General features: G+C 43.0%; 12 protein-coding genes and 1 tRNA gene. 11 read left to right on the top strand and 2 right to left on the bottom strand.

Annotation, left to right across the window (positions count from 1 at the left end; genetic code table 11):
• Positions 1-59: 59 nt before the first annotated feature.
• Positions 60-1,889, bottom strand: a complete 1,830-nt coding sequence (locus F0145_RS10405) for a transglutaminase domain-containing protein (RefSeq protein WP_150088341.1) — start codon at positions 1,887-1,889, stop codon at positions 60-62.
• Between the two features lie 504 nt (positions 1,890-2,393).
• Between F0145_RS10405 and cysM the strand changes: the two genes are divergently transcribed.
• Together cysM and F0145_RS10415 are read left to right on the top strand one after the other, a co-directional pair.
• On the top strand, positions 2,394-3,275 hold the full coding sequence (cysM, locus tag F0145_RS10410; protein ID WP_150088342.1) for a cysteine synthase CysM: 882 nt from the start codon (positions 2,394-2,396) through the stop codon (positions 3,273-3,275).
• 282 nt (positions 3,276-3,557) lie between these two features.
• Positions 3,558-4,901, top strand: a complete 1,344-nt coding sequence (locus tag F0145_RS10415; RefSeq protein WP_150088343.1) for a PQQ-dependent sugar dehydrogenase — start codon at positions 3,558-3,560, stop codon at positions 4,899-4,901.
• 263 nt (positions 4,902-5,164) lie between these two features.
• Here F0145_RS10415 and F0145_RS10420 read toward each other — a convergent pair whose 3' ends face one another.
• Positions 5,165-5,797, bottom strand: coding sequence for an L-threonylcarbamoyladenylate synthase (locus F0145_RS10420; RefSeq protein ID WP_150088344.1), 633 nt, complete (start codon positions 5,795-5,797; stop codon positions 5,165-5,167).
• Between the two features lie 233 nt (positions 5,798-6,030).
• Between F0145_RS10420 and mltG the strand changes: the two genes are divergently transcribed.
• The 9 genes from mltG (at position 6,031) to F0145_RS10465 (ending at position 23,125) form a co-directional block, all read left to right on the top strand.
• Positions 6,031-7,095, top strand: coding sequence for an endolytic transglycosylase MltG (gene mltG, locus F0145_RS10425; protein ID WP_150088345.1), 1,065 nt, complete (start codon positions 6,031-6,033; stop codon positions 7,093-7,095).
• A gap of 138 nt (positions 7,096-7,233) precedes the next feature.
• A complete protein-coding gene (locus tag F0145_RS10430; protein ID WP_150088346.1) occupies positions 7,234-7,644 on the top strand; it encodes an acyl-CoA thioesterase in 411 nt (136 codons plus the stop codon).
• Positions 7,644-8,567 carry a YihY/virulence factor BrkB family protein gene (locus F0145_RS10435; protein ID WP_150088347.1) on the top strand — a complete coding sequence of 308 codons (924 nt, stop codon included), beginning with the start codon at positions 7,644-7,646 and terminating at the stop codon, positions 8,565-8,567. Before F0145_RS10430 ends, F0145_RS10435 begins: the two co-directional genes overlap by 1 nt.
• A gap of 123 nt (positions 8,568-8,690) precedes the next feature.
• Positions 8,691-8,775: transfer RNA gene (locus F0145_RS10440), tRNA-Ser, on the top strand.
• Positions 8,776-9,570: 795 nt separating this feature from the next.
• A complete protein-coding gene (locus F0145_RS10445) occupies positions 9,571-13,545 on the top strand; it encodes a hybrid sensor histidine kinase/response regulator transcription factor (protein WP_150088348.1) in 3,975 nt (1,324 codons plus the stop codon).
• A gap of 317 nt (positions 13,546-13,862) precedes the next feature.
• The gene (locus F0145_RS10450; protein ID WP_223815958.1) at positions 13,863-16,919 is read left to right on the top strand and encodes a SusC/RagA family TonB-linked outer membrane protein; all 3,057 of its coding nucleotides are present in this window, start codon (positions 13,863-13,865) and stop codon (positions 16,917-16,919) included.
• Positions 16,920-16,932: 13 nt separating this feature from the next.
• Positions 16,933-18,618, top strand: coding sequence for a RagB/SusD family nutrient uptake outer membrane protein (locus tag F0145_RS10455; RefSeq protein WP_150088350.1), 1,686 nt, complete (start codon positions 16,933-16,935; stop codon positions 18,616-18,618).
• 95 nt (positions 18,619-18,713) lie between these two features.
• On the top strand, positions 18,714-20,321 hold the full coding sequence (locus F0145_RS10460; protein WP_150088351.1) for a glycoside hydrolase: 1,608 nt from the start codon (positions 18,714-18,716) through the stop codon (positions 20,319-20,321).
• Between the two features lie 170 nt (positions 20,322-20,491).
• Positions 20,492-23,125: a DUF7133 domain-containing protein gene (locus F0145_RS10465; RefSeq protein ID WP_150088352.1), complete on the top strand. Its 2,634-nt coding sequence runs from the start codon at positions 20,492-20,494 to the stop codon at positions 23,123-23,125.
• Positions 23,126-23,318 lie beyond the last annotated feature (193 nt).

Consider the following 23,318-nt stretch of genomic DNA (forward strand, 5'->3'; position numbering starts at 1 on the left):
AAGGTAGGCGAAATTAACTGGTGTGATACCCCAAAGAGGCCCACACCAGTGTTTTAGTTTTAATTACTTTGTTGTTTAATAACTATTTGCTCGGCGTGCTTGGCTACAATGTGGTTATAAAACTCTTTTAAATTAGGGTATTCGGCAGCCTGAAAACTAGGGCGGTTTATAGTTAATTTACTCATTACATTTACTGTATTGCCTAATACTGTAATACTATAAATAAAACGGCCACCATTCTCGGGCAGGCTTATCACGGCATTTTTAGGCTGTTCTTCTACTTTATAACCTTCGGGTAATGTATAAGAATATACATGGGTTTCATCAATAGGAGTGGCAAAATCTACTGGAAATTTGCGGGTGTCTAGTTTGAACGGATTCTCTTTTTCACCTAGATTCTGCATTGGTTTCAGGTAAATAGTATTAACTGGTTTTTCCTGACCAGCCAAGTTCACCTCGTAACCAATTTTTAAGGCTTCGGAAGTGGCATCAGCGTTCCGGATTGTAAACTTGTTTATTTCCCAGTAATCAGTTTTGCTCAGGGCTTTCTCTACATATTTCTTTTCGCCTTCGGCCGTAATTTTTTTCCGGTACGACATAGCCGCATAACCAGCACTGGAATGTTCTATTTTTCCTGTAACAGAATTATCCTTTCCAATAACAAACGAAGATTGGTACATATTAGAGGCTTTTGTGGTGGGCATAAGCGAAACCCAACGTGAACTTTTGGCCGAAACCAATAAACCTTCCCGGTTTAAGCAACGCACCGGTAGCATATTGGGCATGGCATCACGCTCCGAGGCATCCAGCAGGTATTCTTTTTCGCCGATTATTACGTGGCCAATAACATAATTAAATTTTGAAATACTGGGGTATGTAAAGCTGCCTACAAAACCATTGCTTCGGGTACTCAGAATAACCGGGTTGGCCTCTAAACCGGCTTCTTTAAGCATGGCAACTAAAAGTAAGTTTATATCAGCCGAGCTGCCGGTGCGTGTTTCTAGAGCTTTTCGTAAGTTGTTTTCGGCGAATAGCCGGAAATGGTCGTTACATTTTATATTTTCTTTTATATAAGCGTAAATAATCTGCATCTTCTTTTCCGGATCGCTTTCGTTAGCCACCAACGGCGCCAGTGTTTCTTTAGTAAAACCTGTTTTGGTAAGTTGAGCCCCAAATCGGTCGCTGGCCATTAAATTAGCGCTTACTTTTTCCCAGGTATTATTAAAGTTTGTTATCATTTGCCCCGGGAAACTAACCTGACCCAGTTCAAATTCAATGCGCGAAACAAAATTGTTGATCGAAGTCATATAAGGCTCCTCCTGCAATGCTGGCACATCTTTCATTATCCAGTGGTGCTCTTTACCGGTAGGGTTATTTCCGGTTAATCCTAATTCTACATTTACCCGATTAGCCGTATAAGTCTCATAGGGTTCATACCCCTGCGATACTTGCTTGTAATCGAAATATTCCGGAATAATAGCTTTGTATTCGCTCCAAAGCGTTGGAATGGTGCGTTGAAAAGTCCAGTCGCGTAACGTAAACAAAAAAGGTGATTGAATGCGATAAGAATATTCAATAATGGAGCCTTCTTTTACATTGGGCATGGTAAATTTATGCGAAGTCCAGTTATCGGTATTTTTTTCTTCAAATATAGATTCCTTGGTTAGCTTACTGGCTTCCACTTTACCATCTACCAGGTTGTAAGTAAAACCTTTTAAATTATTAACCGATTCTTTTTCACCTTGATTAACCCGATACAGAGCGGTGGTAACATCAGCCCATTCATAACCAGATTTTTTTAATATTTTGATAACAACATGCCGATCAAAATTTATAATTAAACCTGTATTGGCATGAAAGGAGAACTGAGATTTGCCGGAATCGTACAAAACGACGGCACTAGCACTGGTATCTTGGTCGTATTTTGATTTATTGAAGTCTTCCGGTGATATTTCGCCAAGCTTCTGAAACCTGAATTTAGGCTTATCCTGGGCAGTTACATTTGATTAACAGCTAATTAAAATAATAAATAATAGTAAGTAATGTTTTTTCATTATAGAGCTAATTGGTTTCAAAGCCCAAATAAATACAATTTTATTAATATATAAAAATTTTAATATTCAAATGTTTTAATAAATTTTCTAAAGGTACTTGTGTGAATTAAAAAAGAATGATTTTGTTAAATATTTATAGGCACAACCTTAATAAGGAAAATTTAGAAAGGTGTGTACTCTACCAAAATCAGGTGAACCAAGTGTTTTTAAGTATTCGTAAAAGTTTGTTCTTTTACGTGCTGTTAAAAACAGCGTAATAAAAATTAAAGTTAATAACGAGCTTTAACCAGAACTGCTTGCTAGGAGTGGTTTAAGTGCCGGCTTTTAAAATAAACGAAAGTGTCTACATTATTAGATTTTATAGGAAATACTCCTTTGGTGGAATTACAGAATATTAATAAAAACCCCAAGGTAAAATTACTAGCCAAACTGGAAGGAAATAACCCCGGTGGCAGTGTAAAAGATCGGGCTGCTTACGGCATGATTAAAGGCGCATTAGATAGGGGCGAGTTAAAGCCCGGCATGAAATTAATAGAGGCCACCAGCGGCAATACCGGTATTGCTTTAGCTATGATTGCCCGGTTGTTTAACATAGAGATAGAACTGGTAATGCCCGAAAACTCGACGGAAGAACGGGTGAAAACCATGGAAGCCTACGGCGCTAAAGTAATATTAACCTCCGAGAAAGGCTCGATGGAAGAAGCCATTGATTATACCTTGGCTAAAGTAGCAGGTGGCGGGTATTTAATGCTAAACCAGTTTGCCAACCCCGATAATTATTGGGCCCATTACCGCAGCACCGGTCCCGAAATCTGGCGCGACACTGCCGGCACCATTACGCATTTTGTTTCTTCAATGGGTACTACCGGCACCATTATGGGCGTTTCGCGTTACCTGAAAGAGCAAAGCCCAGAAGTACAAATTGTAGGCGTACAACCCCTGGAAGGTTCCCAAATACCGGGTATCCGGCGCTGGCCCGAAGCTTATCTGCCGAAAATATTTGAACGCGAACGCGTAGACCGCATAATAGATGTAAACCAAGACGAAGCAACTGCTACCACCCGGCAACTGGCCAGTGTAGAAGGGGTTTTTGCCGGCATGAGCAGCGGCGGCTCCGTGGCAGCAGCTCTTAAATTAGCCAATGAACTGGAAGAGGGCGTAATTGTAAGCATTATTTGCGACCGTGGCGATCGTTACTTATCGTCTAATCTTTTCAAATAAATAATTAAGCTTAAGCAGCCGCCTTAAATAGTAGCTTGGGCTAGGGCTAAGTTGATTAAGTAAAATAAATAGCTTGTTTCAGGCCGGCTTCTTGGCTATTAAATATTAAGCAACGACCAGCATACCGGTAAAACTTCTTTGCCAGTGTTGCTGGTCGTTTTTATGTAAAAGGAGTTTAATTAAGTGGCGTTAAATCGAAAGCCTGCCGGTTAACTAAAAACCCGGAGAAACAAATCGGGAGAAAAACGGTTAAAGGCATATATAATCGACCTAAGTAGAACTATGAAAAAACTAAATACACTCTTGCTAAGCGGCTTGGTAGCTTTAGCCGTGGCGGGTTGCCAATCTAAAACCGGCGAAAACCAACAAGAAGCAACGCAAAATGAGGCAGCAAGCGAAACCGGTAATATTAGTAGTGCCGCTGATTCTTTGCCGGCACCTTTTGCTACCGAACCAACGGCTAAAATAAGTAAAGTTATTGGCTGGCCCGCGAACAAAACACCTACTGCTCCGGCTGGTTTTGTTGTTTCTAAATTTGCAGCGGAGCTCCAAAATCCCCGCTGGATTTACGTAGCGCCCAACGGCGATATTTTAGTTTCTGAGGCTAACTCAGCCCCGCGCTTAAAAGAGAAAGTTAAAGCCCAGCTAAATGGTAAGGCTAAATCGCAGAACATGGGTGAAAGTGCCGATCGCATTACCTTGTTCCGGGATGCTGATAAAGACGGTAAACCCGAGGTACGCACTGTATTTTTAGAAGATTTGAACCAGCCGTTGGGCATGCTGATTCTGAATAATTATTTCTACGTGGCTAATACCGATGGCTTGTGGCGTTACCCATACCAAGATGGCCAGACCAAAATAGCGGGCAAAGGCGAAAAAATATTGGAATTACCGGCTGGAGGCTATAACAACCACTGGACCCGCAATATTATTGCCAACGCCGATGGTTCTAAAATTTATATTTCGGTGGGTTCCGGTAGCAACGTGGGCGAAAACGGCATGGAGCACGAGGTGAAACGCGCTAATATTTTAGAAGTAAACCCCGATGGCACTGGCGAACGCATTTATGCCAGCGGTTTGCGTAACCCCGTGGGCATGGATTGGGCACCGGGCACCAACACCTTGTGGACGGCCGTAAACGAACGCGATAACCTGGGCGATGATCTTGTGCCGGATTATATTACCAGCGTGAAAGAAGGCGCTTTTTACGGTTGGCCCTACTCTTATTATGGTCAGCACGAAGACCCCCGCATGAAAGGCCAAAAACCTGATTTAGTTAAAAAAGCCATAGCGCCGGATGTACCACTAGGTTCGCATACTGCCTCTTTAGGCTTAGCCTTTTACGACCAGAAAGCTTTTCCGGCTAAATACCAGAACGGCGCTTTTGTGGGGCAGCACGGCTCTTGGAACCGGTCGGAGTTGGTAGGTTACAAAGTGGTTTTTGTGCCTTTTGCCAACGGGAAGCCCAGCGGTAAACCCGAAGATTTCTTAACTGGCTTTGTTTCAGATTTAGGTAAAGGAGAAGTTTACGGTCGCCCCGTTGGGGTAACCGTAATTCCTGACGGCAGTTTGCTGGTAACCGACGATGCCAGTAACACCATCTGGCAGGTGAAAGCAGGAAAATAACGCTGGATTCCTATTAAATACAATTAAATACAAAACGCCTTTTCTAAAATTAGGAAGGGCGTTTTTTTATTATCTGCCGTTACGGACAATTTCTTTAAATATAACTTGATGGCTAAGAATCCCATCTCTGTCATTCAGGAGGAACCTATTTGGTTACCTGCAAAATAGGTTCCTTCTGAATGACAGTACTGGATTGCTTGAACTTCTATTTTTGCTTTTGTGTAACACTAATTAATTCAGTATATTTTTAATCTGCCACTCTCTTAAACGTAATCTTCTAGTATACCGGCTCCTTGCCGAATTATTTCGTATTGGTCGTTCTGGCAATCTACTACTGTAGACGGAATGTTTTGGCCGTAACCGCCGTCAATTACCACATCTACCAGGCCTTTAAATTTTTCATAGATTAATTCGGGATCGGTAGAATATTCAATTACTTCGTCTTCGTCGCGGATAGAAGTAGAAATAATAGGGTTGCCCAATTCTTTTACCAAAGCCAGCGGAATCTGGTGATCGGGCACCCGGATACCAACCGTTCTTTTCTTGGCGCCAGCCAACTTTGGTACTTTGCTGCTGGCTTCCAGAATAAAAGTAAACGGACCAGGCAAGGCCTTTTTCATTATTTTATACGTTTGGGTAGAAATAGACCGCGCATAATCCGAAATATGGGTAAGATCGCTGCAAATAAAAGATAAATTAGCCTTATCGGGCTTTAATCCTTTCAGAAAGCACAGCCGCTCTAACGTACGGGCATTATGCAAATCGCAGCCCATGCCGTAAATCGTGTCGGTGGGGTAAATAATAATGCCGCCTTTGCGCAAAATTTCCACTACCTGCAAAATTTTATTTAAAGGCGGATTATCCGGGTGAATTTTAAGAAAAAGTGCGTTGCTCATATCAATAAAAGTAAACGAACTAATGTACTCCGGTTGCCAACAGAAGGTTATTCAGGAAAGGCGATTGGGATAGATTTAGCAGCAAAGATTAATTTGAAAAATTACTTACGAGCGCAAAATATTAAGCCCAATGGAATAGTTTACATTAATAGTTTGTTTATCAGCAAATAAAGTTAAACAAAATAATTTCCGGGGCACCTTACCGGCAGCAGCTTATTTATTATTTTTGTAGCATGACTACCTCTAAGAAAAAAATTAAAAAGACACCAACGAGTAAATTTCGGGTAATTCTGGCTGTGTTTGCCGTAATATTTGTAAGTTTTTCCTATTACGCTTACCAAATTGTTTATACCCCCAACGTAGATACCAAAGGCGACCGGGCTTACATCCGGATTCCGGAAGGGGCTTCTTTTGAGCAAGTAATGGATTCGATTGATAAAAAAAATGTAATAATTGATAAATTGTCGTTCCGGTTTATGGCCAAACTCATGGATTATCCTGAATTAGTAAAGGCTGGTCATTACGAACTTAAAAACAACTACACCAATTACCAGTTAATCTCCGATTTGCGGGCGGGTCGTCAGTCGCCGGTTAAACTCACGTTTACAAATATTCGGGTTAAAAAAGATCTAACCCGGAAACTGAGCGAAGATTTATCTGCTACTCAAACCGAACTGGATTCTTTGCTCTCCGACGAAAAATATGTAAAGGCCCTGGGTTTCGATACCACCACGGTTTTAACCATGTTTATTCCGAACACATATGAATTGTACTGGAATACCAACGCGCAGGAATTGGTAAAGCGCATGAAAAAAGAGTACGATACCTTCTGGACTGCCCAGCGCGAAGAACGGGCCAAAGCTTTGGGCTTAACCAAAACCCAGGTATCTACGCTGGCCTCCATTGTGCAAGCCGAACAATCGCAGCACGCCGATGAGCGTCCCTGGATTGCGGGCGTATACCTGAACCGCCTGGAAAAAGGAATGCCGTTGCAAGCCGACCCCACTGTTGTTTACGCCGTTGGCGATTTTACTATTCGGCGGGTATTAAACGTGCACCTGCGCACCGATTCGCCTTATAACACCTATAAATATAAAGGCTTGCCGCCCGGCCCCATCAATTTGCCTTCTATCCGGTCTATAGACGCCGTACTAAACCCGGAGCACCACGATTATATTTATTTCTGCGCCAAAGAAGATTTTTCGGGTTACCACAGTTTTGCCCGCAACGAAACGGAGCACCTGCGAAATGCCCGTCGCTACCAGGCAGCCCTAAACGAACGAAATATTTTACGGTAATTATGAATTAGCAATTATAAATTATGAATAATTCGTAGTTTAATAATTTCTATTTCATCAATTTGATATAGTGCATAGTCATTGTTTTAAACAGTAGGATTATTTATTAAACATTCATAATTCATAATTTAAAAAAACGTGTTCCAATCCGAAGTACAAATTAGGGTAAGATATTCCGAAACCGACCAGATGGGTTATGTTTATTATGGCAATTTTGCTGCGTATTACGAAGTAGCCCGTACCGAAGCGTTTCGCAAACTGGGTATTTCGTATAAGGAAATGGAAGAGGAAGGTATTATTATGCCGGTATTAGAAATGCGGACCAAATATATTAAGCCGGCCCGCTACGACGATTTACTTACCATAAAGGTGCAGGTAAAAAACAAACCCCAGGGAACCCGTATTCTTTTTCATTACGATGTACTTAACGAGGCGCAGGAACTATTAAATGTGGGTGAAACGACGTTGGTTTTTGTAGATGTAAAATCTGGCCGGCCCATTGCTTTGCCCCAGAGCATTCTCGCGCAGTTAGATAGTTATTACAGTTAATGGGTATTACCGGAAAATATGTAAAAAACCGGCGGTCGTACCGCAAATTTATGCTCTTTCTGAAACGATTAACTTTTCAGAATGGGCAGGCTTCGGTTTACGATGTAGTGGATGTATTGCTGAACGAGCTCAAACTCGATTCTATTACCAAACGGGCTTCTTACATGGCGTTTAACTTTACGCTTTCCATGTTCCCGACGGTTATTTTCCTGTTTACGCTTATTCCTTATATTCCTATTCCGGATTTGAATATTAGCATCATGAATTTCATGGAAGATTTTATGCCCAAAGAAATTTATGAAGCCACCGCCGGAACCATTAACGATATTGTAAATATTCCCCGGGGTGGGTTGTTGTCGGTTAACTTTTTGTTTGCCTTGGTGCTTTCTACCAACGGCATAATGTCGCTGATGGATGCTTTCGACAAAAAATACAAGACTTTCCGGAAGCGCACGTACCTGCGCAAGCGCATAATTGCCACCTTGCTAACCTTTGCCTTGTCTTTTATTCTGATTACCGCAATTGCCGCTATATTTTTTGGTACTTACATTCTGGATGTGCTCGTATTTTACGAAGTGGTTACTGAACGCTTCACCTATTCTTTAATTGTGTTGCTAAAATATATATCGGTCATATTTCTGTTTTTAATAGCCACCTGCTCTATTTATTATTACGTACCGGCCATTCACGATAAGTGGCCTTTTTTCTCGGCCGGCGCCGTGGTGGCTACCCTTTTAATATTTTTGGTATCCTGGTTATTTTCTTTATACATCAGTATTTTCGATACCTATAACCATTTTTATGGCTCCATTGGGGCTTTGGTGGGTTTAATGATTTGGTTAGACTTTGTTTCGATGATTTTAATTTTAGGTTTCGAAATAAATGTCAGCATTGATTCGGTAACCAAACGCCTTGAAAGATAATATTTTAGGTAGATAAAAGGGCTTTTTCTGGTTTTTTGTTTAAAATATTACCCTGAAACTTGCGGAAATTTTTTTCGTTTCGTTTTGAAAATAAAAGTTAAACGTATACTTTTGTTCCCACTTAGAGAGATGGCAGAGTGGTCGATTGCGGCGGTCTTGAAAACCGTTGACTGTAACAGGTCCGGGGGTTCGAATCCCTCTCTCTCTGCGGATTAATCAAAACAGTTAAAAGCCTGCAAATACAATATTTGTAGGCTTTTTTCATTTCTGTATGCTACCAAATTATTCATTCTTGCATAAGTAAGTGGTAAGTTGTAGTTTTTTACAAATATTTTAACCGCATCTGCTTAAAGCAATTTCCCCAGAACTTTATGGCATGTGCCATCTATGCCCATCAGATAATTAACTGCCTGAATAGGTACAATTAGAAGTTACGTGTTATTAGTTTACAACAAATTAATATAGAGCTAATTAACTCAAGCTATTTTACCCTGCAGGAACAGCATGAAATCCAGCGTAAAGACCAGCAGTTACGTTTACCGGTTGACAGTATGCTTTATTTAAATTAAATTTGAAACTATTTATTCTATAAAACTACTGAAGTGAAACTTACTACTCACCGGTACAGTTTTTACTGCGTCACCCACGAATTCAATAAAACTTGGTTGTGGCGAGTAAGTTAGGCCGCTCAATAATAATCAAGTAAAAATTGCTTCTCCCTCCATTTTATAACTGCTCAATATTTTTATAGGTGGATTCAACCAGGAAATATTTTAATGCCTTGAACTAATTATCTGTTTTGAAATTTTATAAAAAGTATATTTTTAGGAATACCAATCAGCGGCTGAGAAAGAATATTTACCTGCTTCTTTTATCCGGAATATATTCTCTATTCTCGGGTTTTACCTTAAATCAACCTGAAAACATAATAAAGAAATATAGTGTTGAGGATGGTTTATCGTTGGGTATAGTTACCAGTATTACCCAGGATAAAAGGGGCCTGATGTGGTTTGCGACAGAAGATGGCCTAAATCGGTTTGATGGTTATAAGTTTAAGACCTTTAAGTATAACCCGGAAAATAAAAGTAGCCTGGCTGGTAATTTCGTCCGAAAAGTTTTTACTGATTCCAAAGGCGTAATCTGGGTTTCCTCCCGGCGCGGATTAAACCGTTTTGAACCCCAAAAAGAACAGTTTACCCATTATCGTCATCAAGCTAAATTAAGTGCTTCTATTGTCGGCGATGATATTAGTGATATAACAGAGTCGGCTTCTGGAAACCTTTGGATTGCTTCTTATAATGCCGGGTTCTCTTATTTCCACCGGAATAAAAATACTTTTTCGGCTTATAATAAACAGGTATTACCGGCCTTAGCCAGTCATAAAATTATTTGCCTTTATGAAGATACCAAAGGCTGGTTATGGATAGGCACCCAGGATGCCGGTATTCAGGTGTTTAAGGTGGCCAACGGGGTAGTGCAGGAGAACATAAGCTTGCCTTTGATAAATGACTTGCCGGCAGCAAGCATTAAATGTATTTACGAAGACAACTTAAGCAATATTTGGGTAGGAACCGCCAACGGCTTGTATAGGTACGATCGGGCAAAAAATAATTTTTTCTTATTTAAGGGCCCGCAATATTTCAACAATAGCAGTATAATTTTATCCTTGCTCGAAGACCATAAGGAAATGCTCTGGGTGGGCGTTCAGGATGGGGGCGTATATAAACTTGATTTAAGACAGCTAAAACATAGAAACCCCGCTGCGGTGGCTTTTACGGAAGTTAAAAGCCAGGATGGCATCCGGCGGCTGACCCAACGTTCGGTGCAGGCGCTTTACAAAGATAAAAACCAGAATATTTGGGTGGGTACCGTGGGCAATGGCATTGCCATGGTTAGCAGTGCAAAAGAAAAGTTTATTAATTTCCGGATGTACGACCGCCAGCGAAATTTACACCTTAACAACGATATTCGCTTTTATGGCACTTGTACCGATAGGGTAGGAAACTTCTGGTTAGGAACCGATGGCAACGGATTATACCGTTGCCGGCCGAACGGGGAAATATTAAACCATTACGATAAAAGCACTAATAACGGACTGACCGATAATGCCATTCTTTGTGCTTTGCAAGATAGCCGGGGTAATTTGTGGTTTGGTTCTTATTCAGAGGGCTTGTTCTTGTACCAGCAAGCAACCGACTCGTTTATAAATTTTAAGCACGACCCTAATAATCCGCAATCCTTGGGCGGGAATGATGTGCGCGTTCTTTATGAAGATTCAAATAAAAATCTCTGGATTGGTACCAATGGTGGTGGCCTCAGCCAATTTAATCCTGCATCCAAAACTTTTAAAAATTATAATACCCGCAATAGTAAAATAACCTCTAACGATGTAAGAGCCATTGCCGAAGAAGAAAACGGAAAATTATGGCTGGGAACTTACGGCGGCGGAATATTAGAATTTCTGCCGGAAAAAGGATTCTTTAAAACGGTTACTCTGAAAAAAGGAGATAAGAATTTAATAGGGAGTCAAACGGTTTTATCTCTTTCTTTAGATAAGCTCCAAAACCTCTGGATTGGTACCGAAGAAGATGGATTGCTTAAATATTATATTCCCGCCAAAAAAGTCTGGCATTTTAATGATAATAATGGGCTGATTAATAATACCATCTATGCCATTCAGCCTGATTATTTCGGGAATATTTGGGTTAGCACCAACAAAGGCCTCTCCAAAATATCAGAAAAAACCTCAGCCATTTTAAATTACGACGCAACAGATGGTTTACAAAGCGGGCAATTTAACGCCACCTCGCTTATTACTAATGCAAAAGAAGGTATTCTGGGCTTTGGCGGCACCAGAGGATTTAATCTTTTTTATCCCGGGCAGTTAACCGAGAAATTAAGTGCGCCCAAAGCGTTTATAAATAATTTGCAACTTTATGGTAAACGCGGTAATACTGGCCAACTGGAGCAGCATGTTATAGAAAAATCCAACATAACCTTACAACCCGATCAATCGGTGTTTACCCTGGAATTTGGCGCCCTGGATTTTGTGGAACCCGAAAATATTAACTACGCCTATAAACTGGAAGGGCTGGATCAGGACTGGAATTACGTGGGTAAACAGCGCACCGCCACTTACCGGTACCTGGAACCCGGTTCTTATACCTTCATGGTAAAAGCTTCTAACCAGGATACGAGCTGGCCGGCAAATTTTACTTCGGTGCAAATTACGGTTTTACCTCCTTTTTGGCGAACGCCCCTTGCTTATGTTATTTATATAATTTGTTGCGCCTTACTTATTTATGGCCTGGTGCTGCTGTATAACCGGCAGAAAAGACTAAGGCGTCGGTTAACGCTAGCCAAAGCCCAGAGCCGCAAACAACGGCGGATTGCCCGGGAACGATTAAGCTTTTTTACGGAGGTTTCCCATGAGTTCAGAACGCCGCTTACCTTAATCTTGAGCCCCCTGGACGATTTATTAAGCAAGGAAGCCAACCCCGAAACCGGCAAAAAATTAAAGCTAGTCCACAAAAATGCCCAAAAACTATTAAACCTGATAAACCAATTGCTCGATTACCGCAAAGTAGAAGCAGGCAGTATGGTTTTAAAAGCGAAAGAAGCAGATATAGTGGCCTTTACGCAGGAAATATTTCTTTCTTTTGGCCATTTAGCAGATAAAAACCAGATTAGCTATTCTTTAAAAACGCCGGAAACACCAGTCTTGGCTTATTTTGAAAAAGAAAAACTGGAAATGGTAATTACCAATTTATTGGCCAATGCCTTTAAATATATTGGCAAAGGCAATAAAATAGAAGTATGCGTGCAAACGGAAGCTAGGTTATCTCCGCAAGGGCCCGCCGGCTTTGTGAAAATTGAGGTGAAAGACAATGGCATTGGCATTCCTGTAAGCCAGCAAAAACATATTTTCGATTGGTTTTACCAGGGAGATCCCGTAACCTCTATGAGTTCTGGTTTAGGGCTGGCTTTAGCTAAGAAGTTGGTACAGTTACACAAAGGCGAAATATTTGTTCAAAGCAAGGAAGGAATGGGGTCTGTTTTTGAGTTTAAAATTCCGCTGGGAACGGCACATTTAAATCAGGCAGAAATTTGTACAGACGAAACGCCGGCTATTTTGGCAGAAAGTGCACTACCTGTTTTTACGGAAGAAGAACTAACTAACCTTAACCCAAACAGTTCTAAAAAAGGGCTTAAAAAGATTCTTATTGTAGAAGATGAGGCAGATATCCGCAAATTTCTAAAGTACTACCTCGAAGAAAAATTTATTATTATAGAAGCGGCCAACGGGCAGGAGGGACTAGATTTAGCCTTGGCGCAGCACCCCGATATAATTATTAGCGATGTAAAAATGCCGGTAATGGATGGCATAACTTTATGCAATAAGTTAAAAGCAAATATTCAAACCAGCCATATTCCGGTGGTACTCTTAACCGCCAGAACAGCGCTTACCCACCAGAAAGAAGGCCTGGAAACCGGTGCTGATGCTTATTTAACCAAGCCGTTTAGTCCGGAGTTGTTAAAACTTAAAATAGAAAACCTGTTAAAATCGCAGGAACAGCTTAAAAAGTTTTACCTGAATCTCTTTAACCTGAATAATCCGCAGGCTGAAAAAGAAGTTAAAACCGTTGATGAAAAATTCCTGAAAAGAATATACGAAATTCTGAAAGAGAACTTAGATAACCCGGAATTTAATGTGAATGAACTGGCAGCGGCCCTGAACATGAGCCGGTCTTTGGCCTATAAAAAAATTAAAATGCTTACGGGTGTTTCTCCGGTCGAGTACTTAAGATCGCTCCGCATTCAGGAATCGGCGAAGCTTTTAAAAACCGGTAAATTCAAAGTCTTCGAAGTAGGTTACCAGGTAGGTTTTAATGACGATAAATATTTCCGGCAGTGTTTTTTGAAAGAATTTGGCTGTAACCCCTCTGAGTTTATAAAACAATCAATGGTTGTTTCGTAATATTGGTAATTTTTCAAATAATAGGTCTTTTATTTGAAATATTAATATTTATAAAGTTTAAAACTGTAAATATTTTCAAAAATTTACACGAAAACTAGATCCTGATTACCGGGTAATTACCCATTTGTCCCCCCCTAAATATTAGTTTATCCCCGGTTTGCTGGTGGTAAATGCCGTTAATTTGACGAGTTGAAACCCAGAAAAGTTATGGGCGCTGTTGTATTCTTCAGGGTTCATTTTCCTGCCTGTGTTTCAATACAAATTGAATTAATGTCAAATTAATTACCACGCAAATGCACACAAAACTACTAAAAGGTATGAGGCTCCTGTTACTGTTGCCTCTGCTAATCTTGCAGGTTTCTGTGGCCATGGCCCAGGAACAACTTGTCACCGGCAAAGTCACCGATGAAGCCGGTGCCGGCCTGCCCGGCGTAACCGTTCTGTTAAAAAATACCACCAACGGAACCACAACCAACCCTGATGGTACGTACCAGATTCAAGTGCCGGCTGGCGGTGGTACGCTGGTGTTTTCATTTATTAGTTATCTAACACAAGAAATACCGGTAAATAACCAAACCACCATTAATGTGTCTTTAAAAACCGATGCCAAGGCCTTAGACGAAGTGGTGGTAATCGGTTATGGTACCCAAAAACAAGTTACCGTAACCGGTTCTATTTCGCAAGTAGAAGGTGAGGCCGTAAATAAAAGCCCGCAACCTAACCTTTCGAATGCTTTAGCCGGCCGGGTTTCCGGGGTAATTATAAATAATAGGAGCGGGGAGCCCGGCTACGATGGTGCCCAAATTCGGGTAAGAGGTTTAGCCACCACCGGCAATAACGATGTTCTGGTTGTAGTAGACGGCGTACCGGGCCAGATTGGCGGTTTAGACCGGTTAGACCCCAACGATATTGAAAGCATTACAGTTCTGAAAGATGCTTCTGCTGCTATATACGGTAACCGTGCCGCCAACGGGGTAATATTGGTAACCACCAAGCAAGGTAAAACCGGTAAACCGGTAGTTTCCTATAGCTTCAACCAAGGGTTTTCTTCACCAACCCGTTTACCCAAATTTGCCGATGCAGCCACGTATGGTACTATTTTAAACGAGATTGATTACTACAATAAACCAGCCGGCGGCTTAAATCAGCGTTATTCCGCAGACGAAATAGAGTTGTTCCGCAACGGTTCTGATCGGGATAACTACCCTAATACCAATTGGTTAAAAGAAGTTTTAAACCCGTATGCGCTGCAAAACCGCCAGAATTTATCTATAAACGGCGGAACCGAAAACGTTAAATATTTTGCATCGCTGGGAACCGTTTACCAGGACGGACTTTATAAAAATGGCGCTACGAATTACAAGCAATATAATTTCAGAACCAACCTGGATGCCAACATCACCAAGCGGTTCAATATTGGTTTATCGCTGGCTGGCCGACAAGAGAACCGGCAGTTTCCGCAGCAAGGTGCCGGCGGCATTTTTTGGCAAACCTATCGGGCTTATCCGTTTATTCCGGCTTATTATTCCAATGGTCTGCCCTCGCAAGGGGTAGAAGGTGGTATTAACCCGGTTATGATTGTAACCGATGCGGCCGGATTAAATAAAAACCAGGGCCTGATATTTAATGGTATTTTAAGAGCTCGTTACGATTTACCGGTACTCGAAGGCCTTTTTGTAGATGGTTTTTACTCCGTTGACCGGGGCCAAAGCTTTACCAAGTCGTTTGTAAAGCCCTACTTAGTGTATTCCCGCGAAAATAATAACTACCGGCCTATAACGGTAGGCGAACCAAAAGGCTCTCTATCTCAGATTCAGGAAAATACCGGGTTACTAACAGCTAATATTAAATTAAATTTTGAGCGCCAGTTCGGCAACCACGGCATTAATGCGTTTGTGGGTTACGAGCAAAGCGAAAACCGCTTAGAGCATTTTGAAGCCGGCAGAAGAAACTTCCCTACCATTCTTACCCCGGAACTGTCGCAAGGCGGCACCCGGCCCGAAGACCGGAGCAATGCCGGCTGGAGCTGGGTATTTACCCGCAAAAGTTACCTGAGCCGTTTTGCCTATAATTTTAAAGAAAAATACCTGGCAGAACTGCAAATGCGGGTAGATGGTTCGGCTAATTTCCCCAGCAGCAGCCGTTATGGTTACTTCCCGGGCGTTTCTTTTGGCTGGCGGATTTCAGAAGAACCTTGGGTTAAAAACCAATTTGCTTTCCTGGATGAGTTAAAGTTACGGGCCTCTTATGGTCAGTTAGGCAACGATAACGTAGGTTCCAACCAATTCATAAATAATTATATTCTGGCCAGCCGGTACGTAATTGGTGGCCAAGTAGTACCAGGATTAGATCTTACCAAACTAGCTAACCCAAATATTACCTGGGAAGTATCGCAGAAAACCGATGTTGGTATAAGTGGTATTCTCCTGGATAATTTAAACTTCGAGTTTGTTTACTTCCAGCAGAAACGGAAAGATATTCTGGCCAGCCGCAACGCTTCTGTGCCCCAGGTTACCGGCATCGTAAACCCGTATGGTTCTGATCCGTTGGTACCTTCCGAAAACATCGGTCAGGTAGATAATGACGGTTTTGAAACTACTTTGGGGTACAACAAAAGTATTGGCAATTTCAAGTACAATATTTCGGGTAATTTAACTTACGCCAAAAACAAAATTGTATTTATAGACGAGGCACCAAGCGTTTTAGCTTACCAGCGCCAAACGGGCGGTCCGCTTAATACCTCGCTGCTCTACCGTTCTATTGGTATTTTCCGCACCCAGGACGAATTAGACAAATATCCGCACGATCCGAACGCCAAATTAGGCGACCTGATTTACGAAGACTACAACAAAGACGGCAAAATAACCGCTGATGATATGGTTAGAACCGAACTGGGTAATATTCCGCAGATTATGTACGGTTTAAACTTAGGGGCAGAATACAACAGATTTGATTTATCGGTGCTTTTCCAGGGGCAAGCCCGGGCACGGCAATATGTGCTGCCCGATGTAGGAATTAGCGGTAACTTCTTTAGCACTTGGGCCGATAACCGGTACAGCCCTACCAACCCGAATGGTTCTTATCCGCGGGTAGATACCCGCACCGGCTCGGCTATTAGCGGCGGATTGTACCCCAGCGATTTTTGGTTGTATAATACTGCGTTCCTGCGCCTGAAAAACGTGGAGTTAGGCTATAACCTGCCCGATCAAGTATTATCCCGCATCAAAATCTCTAATGTAAGGTTGTATGCGAATGCTTTTAACTTGGCTACGTTCACCAAAATAAAAGATTTCGACCCGGAAACCAGCTCCTCTAATGCGCAGTTTTACCCGCAGCAAAGAATTGTGAACCTGGGCGTGAATGTTAAATTTTAATAGAAAATAAGCGATGAAACTTAAAAAATATATTTTATTAACGCTTGGGTTAGCATCCTTTCTTTCGTCCTGTAAAGAAAACTTCTTAGATGTAACCCCAACCGATCGGGTTTCGGATGAAGCCATTGTTGCCGATTCGGTCTTGTTTGAAGCTTTTGTAATAAACCGTTACTTAACAGCCAGACTGCAGGATAAAGAAGCCGACGGAGCGCCTCCGGGATTTGGCCGGGGTTACGAATATGCCATGTGGAGTTCGCTAACCGATGAATCTATTTACCGGAGCGATGATTTTACCTGGCTTATTCAGCGGGGACAGTTAGCACCGGAAAACACCGGTATTACGGGTTCGTTGTGGGGCAGAAGTTACCGGAGCATCCGGGAAGTAAATTATGCTTTAGCTAACCTGGATAAAGTAGCCATGAGCCAGGGGCACAAAAACTTAATCTCCGGCGAATTAAAATTTATCCGGGCTTTCCGGTACCACGACCTGATCCGGAATTATGGCCAGGTGGTGCTTTTAGGTGATAAGGTAGCCCAGTTAGGCGAAGACTTTACCGATCCGGTTTTGTTTCAGCGTTCTGGTTTACAGGAAAGCATCCAGTACGTAACCGCGCAGTTAGACGAAGCAATTGCTGCTTTGCCTTTAAATAACAGCAATACCTGGCAAAAAGGAAGAGCCACCAAAGGGGCGGCTTTAGCTTTAAAATCCCGGTTATTGCTTTATGCTGCCAGCCCGCTTTACAAACAAAATGGTACTACGGTTACCTGGCAGCAAGCGGCCGATGCGGCAAAAGCTGTTATGGACTTGAGCAAGTATAGTTTAGACCCTAATTACGGAACCATGTTTGTGGATGAGGCCGGCAAAAGCCCCGAAATAATATTTGCCCGGTATTATAATTTAGATTCACGCCATACGGCCCTCGAAATTGCCAACGGCCCTAACGGCTACGATGGCTGGGGTGGCAACACGCCTTTACAGAACCTGGTAGATGCCTACGAAATGAAAAACGGTATGCTTACCAAAGATCCGGCCTCCGGCTATAATCCGCAAGCTCCTTACGAAAACCGTGATCCGCGTTTTTACGCCACCATTTTGTATAATGGCGCTACTTACCGCGGCAGACCCGTAGAAACTTTTACCTCGGGTGGAAAAGACAGCAAAGATGGTCCATCTTCGTGGAATACTTCGCAAACCGGTTATTACCTGCGTAAGTTTATGGATGAAAATAACCCTATCCAAAATCCGTGGAACGTAGCTGGCCGCCAACCCTGGATTTATTTCCGCTACGCCGAGACTTTGTTAAACTATGCCGAAGCGCAAAATGAGGCAGTTGGCCCGGATGCATCGGTTTACGCCGCTGTTAATTTGGTTCGCCAACGCCAGGCTGTTAATATGCCACCGCTTCCACAAGGGCTGTCGCAGACCGCTATGCGGGAACGTATCAGGAATGAACGCCAGGTAGAACTTGCTTTTGAGGAGCACCGCTTTTACGATGTGCGCCGTTGGTTAATTGCTTCTACTACCGAAAACGTACCGGCCTACGGTATGGATATAACCAAGCAGGGCAATAATTTTGTTTATTCTCAGAAAGTAGCCTTAGAAGGACGGCGGTTCGAAGAAAAGCATTATTGGCTGCCTATTCCCAGAGCAGAAATTCAGGCTTCCGGAACTAAGTTAGAACAAAATCCCGGTTATTAATATTCCCTCATTATCTACAAAGCAAGGTGCTGCCGCTGGTGGCACCTTGCTTATTCTATCCTTTCCCGTTACAGATAGGTAATTTCAGAATTTCTATGTTTAAAATATTTAATCGGTTAAAAAAACAGACCGTTTATATACCCGCAACGGCCCTGTTAACCTGTTTACTGGTACTGGCGGGTTGTAAGAAAGCACCCAATGAAATAACAGGTAATAGCCAGGATGACCCGCAACCAACAGCATTGGTGCAAATAGATGCTACTAAACGATACCAGCGCGTGAGCAATTTTGCGGCTTCCGATGCCTGGGCCTGCCAGTTTGTGGGCAACTGGCCCGATGCCAAAAAAAATGCCATCGCCGATTTACTTTTTAGTACCGAACTGGATATTAATGGCCAACCCAAAGGAATTGGGTTGTCTTTGTGGCGTTTTAACTTAGGTGCTGGTAGTGCGCAGCAGGGCGAGCAAAGCGGTATACAAGATGCCTGGCGCCGGGCCGAATCGTTTTTAAATACAGATGGTAGCTACAACTGGCAACAGCAAGCCGGTCAGGTTTGGTTTTTAAAAGCAGCGCAGCAACGTGGGGTAAAAGAATTTTTGGCTTTCCCCAACAGCCCGCCGGTAAACTTTACTATTAATCAGAAAGCCTACGCCACAGATGGAAATCCTAATTTATCTCCCGCCAAATACGATGCTTTCGCCGATTATATGGCCGATGTTATGCAAGGGGTGGAGCGCGTACACGGAATTAGGTTTAACTACATTAGCCCGGTAAATGAGCCACAATGGGATTGGAGCGATGGCGGCCAGGAAGGTACCCCTTTTATGAATGAGCATATTGCCGGTATTGTTCGAGCACTTAACACGTCGCTGGGCCGGAGAAATCTGCAAACTAAAATTGATATAGCCGAAGCTGGCAAAATAAATTATCTCTACGAAGTTGCCGATAAACCCAACCGGGGAAACCAGATAGATGCTTTTTTTAATAATACTTCTCCCAACTACCTCGGGGATTTGCCGCAGGTAAGTAAAGTAATATCGGGCCATAGTTATTTTACTACTTCGCCGGTTGCGGAGGCCATAGCGGCCCGTAAAGCCCTGGCCAGCAAAGTAGCTTCTGTGCCGGGACTAGCGTTCTGGCAGTCGGAATATTGTATTTTGGGCGATAATGCCGGCGAAATTAATGGCAATAAACGTGATTTAGGCATGAATTCGGCGCTTTACTTAGCCCGGGTAATTCACAACGATTTGGTTTTTGCCAATGCATCGTCCTGGCACTGGTGGCTGGCCATTTCGCCCTATGACTATAAGGACGGTTTAATATATATTGATAAACAAACTACTGATGGCAATTTTTACGAAAGTAAAATGCTTTGGGCTTTAGGTAATTACAGCCGTTTTATCCGGCCGGGCGCAGAACGGCTGGAGGTGCAACTTTCCGGCGGACCACGGGAAACGGAAAATTTATTAGTGGCATCATCTTACCTCGATAACGCGCAAAATAAGTTAATAACGGTATTGGTTAATCAAAGTATTAAGCCGGTACCGGTTCAGTTGCGCCTAACCGGAGCTGGTCTTAAAAATATTAACGGCTATGTAACTTCAGAAACCAGTAACCTGAAGCCACGCGCCATCCAAAATATAGACGAAGCAATAACAGTAGATGCCCGTTCAGTAATCACGCTGGTATCCGACTTACAATAATATTTTAAAAATACTATCGTCCTTCTAACAATAGCCGGAAAGTTCTACCGGAGGAGTGCGCCTGCTGGGAGTTTTAAATGGGCTAGGAATAATCTCAGCCGGGTATTATTGCTTGGTGGGAAAGAAGCTAATATTTTGTACAGATTTGTGCTATTTCAAATTAAAATAATATGTTGAAGATTTCATTAAGCTTTATTACAGCTTTTCTGTTTACGTTTAGTACCGGCGAAAAATGGGACTTTACTAAAAAACCGGAAACGAAACTTGGCGTGGCTAAGGTGCCCAATTTTCCAAGTGAACTTAAGGTTACAAATTTTGCGGGCCCTGATTTAACGCCCAGCCCGGCTTGTTTAGCGGTGGCACCCACCGGCGAAGTTTTTGTGGGCGTAGATATGCAAGGCTCCCTGGGTAAAAAGCCAAATCTGGGTAGCATTGTTAGATTAGTAGATACCGATAACGACGGCAAAGTAGATAAGCACACTACTTTCGCTAAAGTTAATAACCCCCGCGGCATTATTGCTTTAGGCGATAAATTATACGTTTTGCATGCGGTTTTCTCAGAACAAACCGGCCTGGCCACCGGCATGGACCTGGTAGTTTTTGAAGATAAAGACCAGGATGGCGTAGCCGATGGCCCTTCCAAACCTTTAATTGAGCACATCAGCAACGCCAAATTTATTCAGGAACGCGGCGTAGACCACGCCACCAACAACATCCGGATGGGAATTGATGGCTGGATTTACATTGCTGTTGGCGATTTTGGCTTTCATGATGCGGTAGACCGAACCGGTAAAAAATTAACCATGCTGGGCGGCGGCATTGTACGCGTTCGGCCCGATGGTACCGAAATGGAGGTATATTCCCACGGCATGCGTAATATTTACGATGTAGCCATCGACCCTTTTATGAATATTTTTACCCGAGGTAATACCAACGATGGCGGCGGCTGGAACATTCGTTTTAGCCACCAGGTGCAATCCGGTGAATACGGCTACCCGGTATTATTTCAGCATTTTACCGATGAAATTATTCCGGCTTTGGTAGACTTGGGTGGCGGTTCCGGAACGGGTGCCTTGTTCCTGGACGAACCCGGCTGGCCGGCCAAATACAACCAGGTATCTTTAATGGCCGATTGGGGCCGGAATCATCTGTACATTCACCGGGTAACACCAGATAAAGCCAGCTTTAAACAAAAGGAGGAAGAATTTATCTCTTTGCCGCAGATATCGGATTTAGACGTAGATGGTTCGGGCCGGATGTATCTGGCCGCCTGGGATGGAGCTGGTTATTCCGGTAACCCAAATAAAGGGCAGGTGGTGCGGGCCGTACCGCAAAACTGGAACTATAAAGCTTTTCCTAACCTGAAGCAAGCTTCGGTTAAGGATCTGGCGGCTTTGCTAACTTCTCCCAGCGCCGTTGCGCGTTTAAATGCTTCGCAGGAATTGCTAACCCGGCCGGTAAAACAAGCTACCAAAGCGGCCTGGCAAGTGGCTACAAACAAAAAATTACCTTTGGCCAACCGGGTAGCCGGCATATACACCTACGCCCAGGCGGCCGGAGAAAGTGGTATTAAAAACCTGGTAAAGTTAACGCAGGAAACAGCAGTGCGCGAGTTTGCCTTACGTGCCCTGGCTGACCGGAAAACGCATCTTGCCAAAGTACCGCTGGAGCCGTTTCTGGCAGGCGTAAAAGATGCTTCGGAGCGGGTGCAGGTGGCAGCCATCGTGGGTTTAGGCCGCTTAGATAAAAAAGAGGTTGCTGCTGCTTTACTACCGGTAAGTGTTCCGGCTACTTTTGTAGCCCCTGGCAAAGACGTAGAAGGGCCGCATGCTACGCCCAATGCCGCCATTATTCCAGCCCACGTAGCGGTTCGGTCTTTGGTAAGTTTAAATGCCGTGGATGCTTGTGTGCAAGCCATCGGAACCGAAAATTCTACCTTGGCTTTATGGGCTTTGCGTTACCTGCACACGCCGGAGGCAGTAGAAGGACTCATGAATGCCTACGGTAAAACCCAGGATAAAACCCTGAAGAACCAGATTTTAATAACATTATCGCGGCTTTACAAGAAAGAAGCGCCGTACGATGCTTCGTGGTGGTGGAGTACCCGTCCGGATACGCACGGCCCCTATTACAAAGGCATAACCTGGGAAGCCTCGCCGAAGATTGAGCAATTTTTAAAAGCAGAATGGAATAAAACCGATGCTACCGGCAAGCAGTTGTTTGCGGATCTAAACGGTCGGCACCGGATGGAAATTCAGGAGTTTGGCGGTGGTGAAACCCTGGCCATTACCGAAGAAGCAAAAGTAGACCTGGAAAAAATTAAAAACCAGAAAGGCCAGATTGGTAAAACTTCTATTGAAGACGTAATGATTGCCGTGGCTAACCTAAAAGGCGATGCGGTAAAAGGAAAAGCCTTATTTACCCAACAGGGTTGTATTGCCTGCCACAGTATCAGTAAAAGCGAAAAAATGAAAGGGCCGTTCATGGGGCAAATTGGCTCAATTATGAACCGTGAACAAATTGCCGAATCTATCTTAAAGCCAAATGCTTCTATTTCGCAAGGGTTTGCCAGCGTATTGATAAACACCAAGGGCAACAAGAGTTACATGGGCTTTATTACCGGCGAATCGGCTAACCAATTGGTTTTGCGCAATATTGCCGGAGAAGTATTTACGATTAAAACCAGCGACATTACTTCCCGCAAGGAACTGGAAACATCTATGATGCCGGCTGGTTTAGCCAATGCTTTATCGTTCGAGGAGTTCGCTTCCCTGGTTACTTTCCTTTCGGAACAGAAAAAATAAATTATTCAGATTAAAAGGCAAAGCCAACTATTCGGTTTGCCCTTGTTGCTATAAAATATTAGTTCAAGGTTGATTTTGTTGCCGAAATCAGAATATTGTTAATAAAAGGAGAATTTGTTTAGGTGGAAAATTGGTGGCCGGAGCAATCTGGCTGCCAGTTTTAAAAGATAATTATTTTATAAAACCAAAGCAG

This window comes from Adhaeribacter rhizoryzae (assembly GCF_008629685.1).
GTDB classification, from domain to species: domain Bacteria; phylum Bacteroidota; class Bacteroidia; order Cytophagales; family Hymenobacteraceae; genus Adhaeribacter; species Adhaeribacter rhizoryzae.